Genomic DNA, 11,959 nt, shown 5'->3' on the forward strand with positions numbered 1-11,959 from the left:
CTGCCTCTATCGTGTCAGGCGTGCCAGCACGCGTTCTATTTTTTGCAGCGCGGCACGACAGTTCGCCAGCCGCCCGGCATAAATATCGACTTCCCGGGCTAAGCGTTGCTGTTCGGCAAACGTCGTGGCCTGCGCCAGTTGTTGTTGATGCTCATGATACATGGTCGCCAGGCGATGCTCATACTGCTGGTGTATCAGGCGTCGCTGCTGCCAGCGATTTATCTTCGCGGATGGACTATCCCAGCGGCGCAATGACCAGGTAGCGGCTTCCCGGTTAAGCGCTGTCATTTGAGCGCTCAGTCGCTGTGTCAGCCAGCAAACCTGCGCCAATCGCTGATGGCGAACCGCATGTTGCAGAGTGGAAAAATTATATTTAATTTCATCAAGATAAGACTGTATTACGCTACTACAGGTAGAGAATAGCTGGTGATCAAAACGTGCGCTGAGCGTCGCGTGATGCGCCAGTGGTGCAACACGGGTGGTCAGTTGATCGATCTGCGCTTCCAGGGTGCGTAACAGTTGGCGGGACTTCAATACGCTTTCTCTCTCTGCCTGATATGATAATGGTGCGCTGACAGGAAAAAACAGACTATTTCCGCCATGATGTGTCGTCCGACGTTGCGGATTAACCTCACGATGATCAACGGGAGCGTTACCATAATACAGGTTACGGCCCGATACAACGAAAAAAACACATTAATCCATCGTAATGAATGTTGCATTTATTGTCAGCAAACAGTAAATTCTGGCCTTTTCGAGCACGGATAGTCATGGTCAAAGCGTAAGCGGCTTTTTCTTTGTTGTGTTAAATGCTATTCGTGAGTAATACAGTATTTTATCAGGCATAAACATATGACCGCAACCGCGCAGCAGCTTGCATATCTCAAGAACAGCATCCAGAGTATTCAGGATTACCCTAAACCCGGTATTCTTTTCCGTGATGTCACCAGCTTGCTGGAAGATCCGAAAGCCTACGCGCTGAGTATAGAATTGCTGGCCGATCACTATAAAGATGCCGGGATTAACAAAGTTGTGGGGACTGAGGCGCGTGGTTTCCTGTTTGGTGCGCCAGTGGCACTGGCGTTAGGGGTCGGTTTTGTTCCGGTACGTAAACCGCATAAACTCCCACGGCAAACGATTTCAGAGAGCTACGAACTGGAATATGGCACTGACCAACTGGAAATCCACGTCGATGCGATTAAACGGGGCGATAAAGTCCTGATCATCGATGACTTGCTGGCGACCGGTGGGACAGCCGAAGCAACGGTCAGACTGATCCGTCGTCTCGGTGGTGATGTCCATGATGCTGCTTTTGTTATTAATCTTTTTGATCTCGAAGGTGAAGAACGGCTGAAAGAAGCAGGGATCTGCTGCTATAGCCTGATTTCTTTCTCCGGCCACTAAATATTCCTGACCCGCAGCCTCGCTGATCGGCCGGGGCTGTGATAGCATCAATGCTTTGTGCATCTCTCTTTTTCACGTTGCAGAGCCAGCCCATGAGTTATCAGGTCTTAGCCCGTAAATGGCGCCCACAAACCTTTGCTGATGTTGTCGGTCAGCAACATGTGCTGACAGCACTGGCAAATAGCCTGACACTGGGACGTATCCATCACGCTTACCTTTTTTCCGGCACGCGCGGGGTTGGTAAAACGTCCATCGCCCGTTTACTGGCAAAAGGGCTGAACTGCGAAACCGGTATTACGGCGACGCCTTGCGGCGTTTGTAGCCATTGCCGTGAAATAGAGCAGGGGCGTTTTATTGACCTGATTGAGATTGACGCGGCTTCCCGCACTAAAGTCGAAGATACCCGGGAATTACTGGATAATGTCCAGTACGCGCCAGCACGTGGACGCTTTAAGATCTACCTGATCGATGAAGTCCACATGCTATCGCGTCATAGCTTCAATGCGTTACTGAAAACGCTGGAAGAACCGCCGGAACATGTCAAGTTCCTGTTAGCGACCACTGATCCGCAAAAGTTACCGATAACTGTCCTCTCCCGTTGTCTGCAATTTCATTTAAAAGCGCTGGATAGTGAACAGATCCAGCATCAGCTTGAACATATCCTGACGGCGGAAAATGTGACTTTTGAACCTCGCGCCCTGCCGCTACTGGCGCGAGCCGCCGACGGTAGCTTACGCGATGCTTTAAGCCTGACGGATCAGGCGATTGCCAGCGGCAACGGGCACATCAGCTACCCCTCTGTCAGCGCAATGCTGGGCACCCTTGATGATAATCAGGCGCTTTTATTGCTTGAAGCTCTGGTGATGGCCGATGGTGAGCGCGTGATGGCAGGTGTCAGTGAAGTGGCTTCACGGGGTGTCGAATGGGAAGCGTTATTAGTCGGCATGCAGAGCCTGCTACATCAAATCGCCATGATTCAGTTATCAACTTCAGCTTTAGCGCCTGAGATGACAGCAGCAGAAGGGCGAATACGTGAACTGGCGCGCACTATCCCCCCCACGGATGTCCAGTTGTACTATCAAACGTTATTGATTGGCCGTAAGGAGTTACCTTATGCGCCAGACAGACGAATGGGCGTAGAAATGACCCTCCTGCGTGCGCTGGCATTCCATCCCGAAGCGCCATTACCGGAGCCGCAAGCCTCGTCGGTAGCGGCTGAGGCAACGGTCAGCGCTTCACCGCCTGTTTCCTCTTCCGCTTCAGCAGATGTGTCAGATGATCCTGTTTTGCCATCCGCCACCAGCCAGGTACTGGCCGCGCGTAGCCTGCTACAGCAGCGCCAGGGAGAAACGGCAGCAAAAAAGTCTGATCCGGTCGTTTTATCCCGCGAACGGCCGAAAAATACCACAGTCCAGGAGCGGCTACATACCCTTAGCGGGCATGCGGTGGTGCGTCCGGCAGCGGTGGAACAGGAAAGTGACACCACGACAAAAGAGCCCTATCGCTGGAAAGCGACGACCCATACCGAAACGGTAAAACAGGACATTGCCACGCCAAAAGCACTCAAAAAAGCGCTCGAACACGAAAAAACAGCAGAAATGGTCGCTAAACTGGCGTCTGAAGCGGCGGCGCGTGATAGCTGGGCGGCGGAAATCAGTCAACTCACGATGCCAAAACTGGTCGAGCAGGTGGCGCTGAACGCATGGAAAGAACAGGAAGGAAACCGCATCTGTTTGCATCTTCGTTCAGGTCAGCAACATCTGAATACCGCGGATACGCGCAAAAAGCTGGCGCAGGCGCTCAGTACGTTTTCCGGTACAACAGTTGAACTGACCGTGGTGGCAGACGATAATCCGGCTATGCGCACGCCACAAGAGTGGCGGCAGGCGATTTATGAAGAGAAGCTCGCACAGGCACGCGAAGCGATAATGGCAGATAACAACATTCAGATGCTGCGTCGTTTTTTTGATGCCGATCTGGATGAAGACAGTATTCGTCCCATTTGATTACAGGTTTGACTTGTAATTAGTATTTTTAACGATAATTGACTGAGAGAGAAGCATATGTTTGGTGGAAAAGGTGGACTGGGTGATCTGATGAAACAGGCCCAGAAAATGCAGGAAAAGATGCAGAAAATGCAGGAAGAGATCGCACAACTGGAAGTGACCGGCGAATCGGGTGCTGGTATGGTAAAAGTCACCATAAATGGCGCTCATAATTGCCGCCGGGTGGAAATTGCGCCAGCGTTACTGGAAGACGATAAAGAGATGCTGGAAGATCTTATTGCGGCGGCATTCAATGATGCGGCACGGCGTATTGAAGAGGTTCAGAAAGAAAAAATGGCGTCAGTTTCTTCCGGTATTCCGTTACCACCTGGCTTTAAGATGCCGTTCTGATGCAAACCAGCCCGTTGTTAACTCAGCTTATGGAGGCTTTGCGCTGTCTGCCGGGCGTCGGTCCGAGATCAGCCCAGCGGATGGCGTTTACACTACTGCAGCGTGATCGTAGCGGCGGGATGCGGCTGGCTCAGTCCCTGACACGCGCGATGGCTGAAATTGGTCATTGTGCGGATTGTCGTACTTTCACTGAGCAGGAGTTATGCAATATTTGCAGCAATCCACGCCGTGGTGAAAATGGCCAGATCTGTGTAGTAGAAAGCCCGGCTGATATTTATGCCATTGAGCAGACTGGACAATTTTCCGGTCGCTATTTTGTCCTGATGGGGCATTTATCACCGCTGGACGGGATCGGGCCGGAAGATATTGGCCTGGGCCGACTGGAACAACGGCTGCGTGATGAAGCTATCAGGGAAGTTATCCTCGCGACCAATCCGACAGTAGAAGGCGAGGCGACGGCCAGCTATATCGCCGAACTTTGTGCACAGTATAACGTGGAAGCGAGCCGTATCGCGCACGGTGTACCGGTAGGGGGAGAACTGGAGATGGTTGATGGTACGACGCTCTCACACTCCCTGGCTGGAAGACATAAAATTCGCTTTTAACTTAAGGCGCCAAAAAGCGCCTTCGCGTGTTGATAAAACAAGAGCATTGCTGCAGGCGTGGCAGGTTTGCGCTGTGTCTTCGATATCATTATCTCCAGGAACGGGTATGCTGCCTTTACTATGATGACCATTCCGACACCATTATGCCGCGCCCGGCACAAACGCCCGACAAAATAAGCTCACCCCCCAACGATTATTCTGTTAATTGTGATTAGACGTGAGATAAATATACAGGGTTCAGTGAGATAATTGTGGGAAGAACTGGGTCGACATGGGAATAAACTGGATGGAATGTGCAATAACTTTACAGTATGTGAAAATCAAACTGACCCGAAAAAAACAGAACTCGTGCCAGTCTGATTGGTAAGTTTTACTTCTTTTCTTCCGTGGTATCAGAGTCACCATCAAACAACTTGCCCTGCATACGATCCAGTTCTTCTTTTCTGACCCGTTTTACCACACTGTAGATCCACTGCAGAGAAACGCCAAACTGGCGGGCCAGTTCATGTTGATTGCGTCCGTTAAATTTCTGGAAAATATCCCGATCACGCTGGCTGATTTTCCAGACCATCCCCATTGGAAAAATAGACGTTTTGCCCACCCCATACCTGCATCATGCGGTTAGCGACAGCCTGACCAATCTGGTCAGCAAAGGCGGGATCAATATCAATAATCTCACGGACAGTATCGGATGTATGCTGTGCCAGTTCAACCAGCAACTCCGGTCCTTTACTACGAAACTGATTCAGATCACTCATTTTTTACTCCTGCTCTGCGCTGCCACTTCTTCAGTTTCTCGATAATACTGCTGGCCTGTTCAGTGCTAAGCCAGTGTAACGCACTGATGCCTGTTTCTCGTTGAATCCATCGCGCCAGCGCCTGTTCTGAACTGTCACGAACGATGCCAGCAGAAGCCATTTCAAGCCATAGCGCACGGATTTTCTTTGACTGCGGATGGCTATCCAGCGGTAAGCCGGACCTGGCTTTTCCGGCAGGCTTAACGCGAAAGCCTTTCTTTTTCATGGATTCCAGCACGCGGTTTAGCTGTGGGGTATCCATCCCTTTGGTTGAGGCTATGCCGGTCAGTCCCTGTAGCATCTGGCGATAAGTGTCCTCATCCATCTGGAGGTCGCTGCGGGCAATATGAATGAGTTGAATAAGACGCTGCTTAGTCATCATCGCCACTCCTTTTACCTGCGCCACCGATATAGTCGACATATAAAGGAAGCGCGACAGGCCAGTACAGGAACATAACGGTCCAACTGATCCGGTGTCCGGCACCGCTGCAACGTGAGTAAAACCCTGAACGGCGGTGCAGTTCAGCAGTACACCAACCTACGAGGCCATACCAGAACAAGGCACATACAATAGATTCAGCGATCATGATGAATTCCTCCCCAGTTAATATGAATATTGCGGGCCGCAAGAACTGGGTCGTTATTCCACCAGGAACCTGACATGTAGTTTTTTACCTGTTCACGTCCGGCAATAACTCCAATTTGAATACCCGGTCTGACATTCTTAAAAAAGGCACGGGCAAAAAGATATTTGGCAGATGTACGGCAATGGCTCGGTGCTTTCTTCTTGCGTAACATCATCATTATTTAGTCTCCCATTGCGGCTGTTCTTGACCATCTTCTTGTTCGGTGATTGCCTCAATTGGGTATTTAATGAATGTGCTTTTATCTTTATAACTTAACTCAACCTGACCTCCAATTTTGAATTCACTGTTTAACACCCGTTTATGGCCGTTGCTCAGGTAGTAAAGCGTACAAAGTGAGGCATCAATCTCCCAGACGTGGTTGGGGTGCAGGCTGGCCATCTCGGAAGACGGTGCTGGCGCGTCCAGCTGTTCCGGGTGCAGGCCATAATTACGCAGGGCACGGCTGATGGTGTCCTCGGACAGCGGGAAAAACTCGCCTGTGGCCTCGTCCGTTCTGCCTGCGGTGATAAAGCCGTTTGACCGCAGGGTCTCCACCGCATCTGCGATGGAATACAGGCGTTTGCCGTTCTTACGGGTGGCCTCGCGCAGCGTGGCAGATATCAGCGCGGCTTCGTCGCGGCTCAGGGCGCTGCGCCCGGCATCGGCGCGTTTTTTACGTTTATCAGTCACTGATACCTCCTTTAGCTTGCGCAGCAGGGTGGCGCGGGACATGCCCAGTTCAGCGCAGGCGGCGTCGTATATCGCACCGCGCTTACCATGCCCCGCGTCACGTGCCGCGCGGGCAACATAAACCAGTCGTTCAGTCAGGGCGGCACTCATCGGTTATGCCTCCTGCCCGTTAATCTGTGGCGTCGGGTCAGTCAGCCATGAAGGGGCGGCGTTACCTGTCGGCTCATCCGGCAGGTCAAATGTGGAGCGCAGGCTACGCGCGGTGCTTTCCAGCTGGCAGACCAGACCGGCCATAAAGTCTCTGGGGGTATCAATCATGTTTTCAGCGCAGTATGCGTACAGGGTCTCAAAGGCACTGGACAGTCGAACCGCGATGGCAGATTCCGCCTCAACCGCTAACGCCGTCACTTCTGCCCGCATCTTCTTCACCTCTTCGTCAGGCTTAGGCGGCTGGATACGGGATTTCTTCTCCAGTTTTGTGGAAAGTGAGTCGATTTTTTCGTTTTTGTCGGCCAGTACGCGCTGTTGTGCTGCGTTGGTTTCGCGGGCTTCGCGAACCCGCCAGCACACCGGTTGTGCAGTCACCAAAGCGCAGGAACGTCGGCGACAGCGATGTGAAAACGGAGGACTCCCATGGCAGCTAACTATCTGCATGGCGTCGAAACCATTGAGGTGGAAAACGGTGCCCGCCCGGTAAAAACGGTGAAGTCTGCCGTCATTGGCCTGATTGGTACTGCCCCGATGGGGGACGTCAATACGCTGGTGCAGTGCCTGTCTGAGAAAGATGCAGCGGCGTTTGGCAGCCAGCTCACCGGCTTTACCATTCCGCAGGCGCTGGATGCGATCTACGACCATGGGGCAGGCACCGTTCTGGTCATTAACGTGCTTGATCCGGCTGTGCATAAAACCACTGTAGCCGATGAAGATGTAACATTCGACAAGGCGACGGGCAAGGCACAGCTGGCTAATCCGGTGGTCGCGCATATTAACGATATGCAGGTGAAATCATGTTAGTCGGATATGCCCAGGTCTCAACCGATGACCAGAATCTTAATTTTCAGTAGGCTGCGCGAGCCAGAGAGCGAAAAGGAGGACAACCTGAAGTGCTGAATAAAGCTAAACAAGCTCTGGCTGTTCAGCGGCATGATGAAAAAAATGCGGTTGCACAAATTTGTGAACTAATGAGAGTATCAAGGCCTGCTCTCTACAAATATATTGATGCAGTGAAAAATAGTTACTGCGGAGGCATCTGATATCTATTATAAATTAAGGGGGAATTAACTGAGAGGTTTTGTTATGTACTATAGTGACGCAATTATCAGTAAAATGGCGAGTGATAAAATACTTGCCAGAAAACTAGAGAATGCTCTTTCCGGTGTTAAAGAGCAGCTTATCGAACAGGCAGCCAGGATTCAGGATGGTGCCACAAGGATGGCTTATTATACTTCTTGCTTTACTGATAACTATCAGGATGTTTGCTCAAAATTAAAAAATGAGGATGTGCGTTTTTTTGAAGCATTCTATCAACTGGTTAAAGACCGGAGAATGATTTCAGAATTCATTCAGATATACGTTGAGTTACTTTTAAAAAACAGAACCACGCAACAATTAGAGCACATTAAACGCTTATTGATGAAAATGAGTGTAAATATATCAACAAGTTCTTTAACTACTCAATCGTTTGCTCTGGGTGTTACTATGGCAATATGTCTTGGCTCTAATGTTAGTACTGGAATCGTCAGGAAGATTAGTAAAGTCTCAGGTCTTTCTATTGCTGCTATAGGCCTTTACGGCTACATACAGGAAGCGGCTGAGAGTGCTGAGCGGTTACAGATTATGTGCCCAGTTTATTACCAGGCATTATACATGCGGAAGTTAGAAATAATGTATTTCCTTGTTGAACCCATGTTCATGAAGGCCCATTCATTTATAACTAACCTATCATCAGATGATGATGTTGCTAATGCAATATTTCGTATGATCAGGTAAGCAGCATGATTAAATTTTTAAGTAAGTGGTTAAAAGAACAGTTATCTTTTTTTATTTGGACTTACATTCCAATAATACTAGCTGTAATCTTTGGTCTTTTCATGGTTCATTACTTCCCTGATATTGCAATGCAAGCGATAGGGGTGTTTTTTATTTTAATGTTAGTCGCTGTTTTTTATTTTTCTCGATGAAATTAAAAGGATATTAAAATATCAACTCCAGCTCATATTTGGTTAACAGATGAAAATGGATCACCAGTTGTCGGTGGATGTTTAATGCCAACAAGACTTGGTTCAATTGAATTAAAATCGGTTACGCACAACGTATCTATCCCCGTAGATCCTAACAGTGGAAAGCTTACTGGTACAAGGGTACACACACCTATTGTTATGCAGAAAGAATTTGATCAAACCACACCGATTCTTTTTCGCGCACTATGCGAAGGTCGAACATTTAAATCGGCAATAATCAAAATGTATCGAATTCTGGATGTTGGGCTTGAGAGCGAATATTTTAATATGCTTCTGGAAAACGTAAAAATCACAACCATTTCGCCGTATTTACACCCAAATGGAATGACAAGCACGCATATAGAAAATATTGAGTTACGCTATGAAGCTATTACCTGGAAGTATACGGAAGGTAATATCATCTATCGTGACTCATGGAATAATCGCTGTTGTGCCTGACAACTAAGGGTATCAGAGGGGACAAATACCTCCTCTGACACTAACGAGAAGAGAATACATAATTAGTTAAAAAACGGACTTTGCGTGCGTTTTCGTTCGGTTAGGCTTCAGACCCCAATAATAAACATCATGGCCCGGTCAGGAAAACCGGGCCATGGTGTTGGCTGATACCCTTGTCCGGCATCAGACAAGGTATTTACCACCGGTGAGGGGGACATAAAGAGATCCCCCGCAGGTGGCTATTACGCGCCAGCAGGTACGCTATGGGCGGTGTTTTCCGGTACAGGACCGGTGTATTTTTCGATCTCGAGCTGTGACATCTGCCCGCAGTTACCCTGCGCGAGGCTGGATGAACCGATGTCGAAAGTCAGGCAGTTAACATTACCATTCTTACACAGCGGTTTATCCTCAGCCGGATTAGCCGGGTCGAACCAGGCACCTTCACTGATACGAACCACACCGCTACGCACGTTTTCAGTAACCACCGCGCCCACCAGGATCTGACCACGATCATTAAAGGCACGTACCAAGTCACCATCATTGATATTACGTGCTTTTGCATCCTGTGGGTGGATCCAGATCGCTTCACGGTCGGCAACTGCATACTTTTTACGTAATGGCGTATTGTCGAGCTGTGAATGCAGACGGTTAATCGGGTGTCCGGTATTCAGTGATAAAGGATATTTTTCTGCTTCCGGGCCACGATACCATTCATGCGGCTCCATCCAGGTCGGAATCGCCTTACAGTCGGCATAACCCATTTTAGCGATCGTATCCGAGTAGATTTCAATCTTACCTGAAGGCGTACCTAATGGATTGAGTAACGGGTTTTCACGGAAGTCGGCAAAACGTACCCACTGTTTGTTCGCTTCCGGGATCGGGAAGCGAATGTAGTTGTTTGACGACCAGAACATATCAAAGGGCGGTAACGCTACTTTGGCGTTACGTGCCTGGAGTTTCATGTCATCATACATGCTCTTGAGCCACATGGTTTCGTCTTTACCTTCTGTAAAGGCATCACGGAATCCCAGCTTTTCCGCGATACCGGCAAAGATATCAAAGTCATTTTTGGCTTCGTGTTGTGGCGGCACACACTGATGCAGCGGGAAGACATACAGCCGGGAGTAGTCACCCCCCATATCCATGTCATTACGCTCATAAGTGGTGGTGGCGGGCAGCACGATATCCGCATGTTTAGCCGTTGCAGTCCAGTAAGGCTCGTTGACCACAATCACTTCAGGATGTTGCCAGGCTTTCACCAGGTTATTGGTGTCCTGATGCTGGTGGAAGGTATTACCGCCTGCAACATACACCATCCGGACATCCGGATAAGTCACTTTGCGGCCATTAAAGTCGATGGTTTTGCCTGGATTAGCCAGGAAATCAGCGATACGAGCGACCGGAACAGGGGTTAATTTACGGCCCGCTTCGGTGGTCGGGCTACCGGCAGAAATACCGCTAAGGATACCGCCACGTGCCGTCGGGCTACCACCGGAAGAGTAGTGATAACTAAAGCCAAAGCCACCGCCCGGCAGACCGATCTGACCCAGCATCGCGGCGATAGTGACCAGCAACCAGTGCTGTTGTTCACCGTGATGCTGGCGCTGAATCCCCCAGCCGCCAACGATCATCGTGCGGTTTTGTGCCATCTCGCGGGCCAGCTTTTTGATAGTTTCTGCATCGACACCGCAGATATCAGCGGCCCAGTGGGCATCTTTTACCACCCCATCCTCTTTACCGAGGATATAGTCGGCGAATTTATCAAAGCCGACAGTATAGTTTTTGATGAAGTCAGGGTTATGCAGCTTCTCTTCCAGCAAGGTATGTGCAATACCGATCATCATCGCGCTATCGGTATAAGGATGCGGGCTGATCCACTCCGCGCCCAGCTCACGAGCGCTATCGGTATGAACCGGATCGATACAGATCATTCGGGTGCCTTTTTTCTTGAGGCTTTCAAAGCCAGTCAGGCTGACATGATCGGGAATATTCCAGCTATTTTTCAGGGTGATCATCGGGTTACATCCCCACAAGATCACCAGCTGACTGTTATCGATAACATTGGGCCACGCGGTTTGCTGCTCATAAACTTCAACCGAACCGACGACATGCGACATAATGACTTGTGCTGCCCCGGTAGAGTAGTCACCGGCATAACCGAGGAAGCCGCCAGCCAGATTCATCAGGCGATGGAGGAGGGTACGGGAGTTGTGGAACATGCCGACGCTTTTCCAGCCGTATGAACCAGCATAGATAGATTGTGGACCATGTTCTTTTTGCAGGCGGCTAATCTGTTCTGCCACCAGGCTAAAGGCTTTATCCCAGCTGACTCGTACCCATTCATCCCGGCCGCGTAATTCCGGGTGACTGTTGGCAACGCCCCCTTCCAGCCAGCTTTTACGTACCATGGGGTATTTAATACGATTGCTGGCATGAACCTGGTAAGGTGCCATTTCGATCAATTCATTGGGGAACGGGTCGTCTTTGACAGGCTGGGTGCTGACCATTTTGCCATTGTTGACGATAGCTTCAAAAGCACCCCAGTGGGCTCCTGTCAGGATGCCCTTTTGTGCCTGGCGTAACGCGGTAAATTGCGGTAATGCCTGGCTAATCGCTTGCGCGAGAGCTGATTTTGGCCACAGACCAGCGAGTAACGGAACAGTGGCCAGCGCACCTGCACCTAATAAAAAACGGCGGCGGGTGAGTGACATCGCTGGCTGTTGATCAGTGACGATCAGGTTATTATTTTTCATTATGATTCCT

At 49.9% G+C, this 11,959-nt stretch carries 13 protein-coding genes and 4 pseudogenes; 9 read left to right on the forward strand and 8 right to left on the reverse strand.

The window, feature by feature from the left end; translation table 11 throughout:
* Positions 1-6 precede the first annotated feature (6 nt).
* A complete protein-coding gene (locus PT300_07095) occupies positions 7-534 on the reverse strand; it encodes a primosomal replication protein (protein MDF7680369.1) in 528 nt (175 codons plus the stop codon).
* 318 nt (positions 535-852) lie between these two features.
* Between PT300_07095 and apt the strand changes: the two genes are divergently transcribed.
* The 4 genes from apt (at position 853) to recR (ending at position 4,405) form a co-directional block, all read left to right on the forward strand.
* A complete protein-coding gene (gene apt, locus PT300_07100; protein MDF7680370.1) occupies positions 853-1,404 on the forward strand; it encodes an adenine phosphoribosyltransferase in 552 nt (183 codons plus the stop codon).
* 92 nt (positions 1,405-1,496) lie between these two features.
* Positions 1,497-3,410: a DNA polymerase III subunit gamma/tau gene (gene dnaX, locus PT300_07105; protein MDF7680371.1), complete on the forward strand. Its 1,914-nt coding sequence runs from the start codon at positions 1,497-1,499 to the stop codon at positions 3,408-3,410.
* Positions 3,411-3,467: 57 nt separating this feature from the next.
* On the forward strand, positions 3,468-3,800 hold the full coding sequence (locus PT300_07110; GenBank protein MDF7680372.1) for a YbaB/EbfC family nucleoid-associated protein: 333 nt from the start codon (positions 3,468-3,470) through the stop codon (positions 3,798-3,800).
* Positions 3,800-4,405 (forward strand): recombination mediator RecR, encoded by a 606-nt coding sequence (recR, locus tag PT300_07115; GenBank protein MDF7680373.1) that lies wholly within the window; start codon positions 3,800-3,802, stop codon positions 4,403-4,405. Before PT300_07110 ends, recR begins: the two co-directional genes overlap by 1 nt.
* Before the next feature lie 370 nt (positions 4,406-4,775).
* On the opposite strand, the pseudogene PT300_07120 reads toward recR, so the two are convergent.
* From PT300_07120 to PT300_07145, 6 genes and pseudogenes are all read right to left on the reverse strand, one after another.
* A pseudogene (locus PT300_07120) lies at positions 4,776-5,163 on the reverse strand (Mor transcription activator family protein).
* On the reverse strand, positions 5,156-5,581 hold the full coding sequence (locus PT300_07125; protein ID MDF7680374.1) for a regulatory protein GemA: 426 nt from the start codon (positions 5,579-5,581) through the stop codon (positions 5,156-5,158). Before PT300_07125 ends, PT300_07120 begins: the two are co-directional and overlap by 8 nt.
* Positions 5,574-5,789: a hypothetical protein gene (locus tag PT300_07130; protein ID MDF7680375.1), complete on the reverse strand. Its 216-nt coding sequence runs from the start codon at positions 5,787-5,789 to the stop codon at positions 5,574-5,576. The genes PT300_07125 and PT300_07130 overlap by 8 nt, the downstream gene beginning before the upstream one ends.
* Positions 5,779-6,006, reverse strand: a complete 228-nt coding sequence (locus PT300_07135; protein MDF7680376.1) for a hypothetical protein — start codon at positions 6,004-6,006, stop codon at positions 5,779-5,781. The genes PT300_07130 and PT300_07135 overlap by 11 nt, the downstream gene beginning before the upstream one ends.
* Positions 6,007-6,146: 140 nt before the next feature.
* Positions 6,147-6,668 (reverse strand): annotated as a pseudogene (locus tag PT300_07140) (integrase).
* A gap of 3 nt (positions 6,669-6,671) precedes the next feature.
* A pseudogene (locus tag PT300_07145) lies at positions 6,672-7,076 on the reverse strand (DUF3102 domain-containing protein).
* 75 nt (positions 7,077-7,151) lie between these two features.
* On the opposite strand from PT300_07145, the pseudogene PT300_07150 reads away from it, so the two are divergent.
* The 5 genes and pseudogenes from PT300_07150 (at position 7,152) to tssD (ending at position 9,196) form a co-directional block, all read left to right on the forward strand.
* Positions 7,152-7,433, forward strand: a pseudogene (locus PT300_07150) (phage tail sheath family protein).
* Positions 7,434-7,621: 188 nt separating this feature from the next.
* The gene (locus PT300_07155; protein MDF7680377.1) at positions 7,622-7,771 is read left to right on the forward strand and encodes a helix-turn-helix domain-containing protein; all 150 of its coding nucleotides are present in this window, start codon (positions 7,622-7,624) and stop codon (positions 7,769-7,771) included.
* A gap of 43 nt (positions 7,772-7,814) precedes the next feature.
* The gene (locus PT300_07160; protein ID MDF7680378.1) at positions 7,815-8,507 is read left to right on the forward strand and encodes a hypothetical protein; all 693 of its coding nucleotides are present in this window, start codon (positions 7,815-7,817) and stop codon (positions 8,505-8,507) included.
* A 5-nt stretch (positions 8,508-8,512) separates the two neighbouring features.
* Complete coding sequence (locus tag PT300_07165) at positions 8,513-8,698, forward strand: hypothetical protein (GenBank protein ID MDF7680379.1); 186 nt, start codon at positions 8,513-8,515, stop codon at positions 8,696-8,698.
* A gap of 18 nt (positions 8,699-8,716) precedes the next feature.
* Positions 8,717-9,196: a type VI secretion system tube protein TssD gene (gene tssD / locus PT300_07170; GenBank protein MDF7680380.1), complete on the forward strand. Its 480-nt coding sequence runs from the start codon at positions 8,717-8,719 to the stop codon at positions 9,194-9,196.
* Positions 9,197-9,438: 242 nt separating this feature from the next.
* Here tssD and torA read toward each other — a convergent pair whose 3' ends face one another.
* Positions 9,439-11,949: a trimethylamine-N-oxide reductase TorA gene (torA, locus tag PT300_07175; protein ID MDF7680381.1), complete on the reverse strand. Its 2,511-nt coding sequence runs from the start codon at positions 11,947-11,949 to the stop codon at positions 9,439-9,441.
* Positions 11,950-11,959: the final 10 nt, after the last annotated feature.

This window comes from Enterobacteriaceae bacterium ESL0689, from assembly GCA_029433525.1.
In the GTDB taxonomy this organism is placed as follows: domain Bacteria; phylum Pseudomonadota; class Gammaproteobacteria; order Enterobacterales; family Enterobacteriaceae; genus JAQTIF01.

Bases quoted from the DNA above. Each gene is read 5' to 3' on its own strand.
- apt (MDF7680370.1), top strand. From the start codon at position 853: ATGACCGCAACCGCGCAGCAGCTTGCATATCTCAAGAACAGCATCCAG.
- dnaX (MDF7680371.1), top strand. From the start codon at position 1,497: ATGAGTTATCAGGTCTTAGCCCGTAAATGGCGCCCACAAACCTTTGCT.
- PT300_07110 (MDF7680372.1), top strand. From the start codon at position 3,468: ATGTTTGGTGGAAAAGGTGGACTGGGTGATCTGATGAAACAGGCCCAG.
- recR (MDF7680373.1), top strand. From the start codon at position 3,800: ATGCAAACCAGCCCGTTGTTAACTCAGCTTATGGAGGCTTTGCGCTGT.
- PT300_07125 (MDF7680374.1), bottom strand. From the start codon at position 5,581: ATGACTAAGCAGCGTCTTATTCAACTCATTCATATTGCCCGCAGCGAC.
- PT300_07130 (MDF7680375.1), bottom strand. From the start codon at position 5,789: ATGATCGCTGAATCTATTGTATGTGCCTTGTTCTGGTATGGCCTCGTA.
- PT300_07135 (MDF7680376.1), bottom strand. From the start codon at position 6,006: ATGATGATGTTACGCAAGAAGAAAGCACCGAGCCATTGCCGTACATCT.
- PT300_07160 (MDF7680378.1), top strand. From the start codon at position 7,815: ATGTACTATAGTGACGCAATTATCAGTAAAATGGCGAGTGATAAAATA.
- PT300_07165 (MDF7680379.1), top strand. From the start codon at position 8,513: ATGATTAAATTTTTAAGTAAGTGGTTAAAAGAACAGTTATCTTTTTTT.
- torA (MDF7680381.1), bottom strand. From the start codon at position 11,949: ATGAAAAATAATAACCTGATCGTCACTGATCAACAGCCAGCGATGTCA.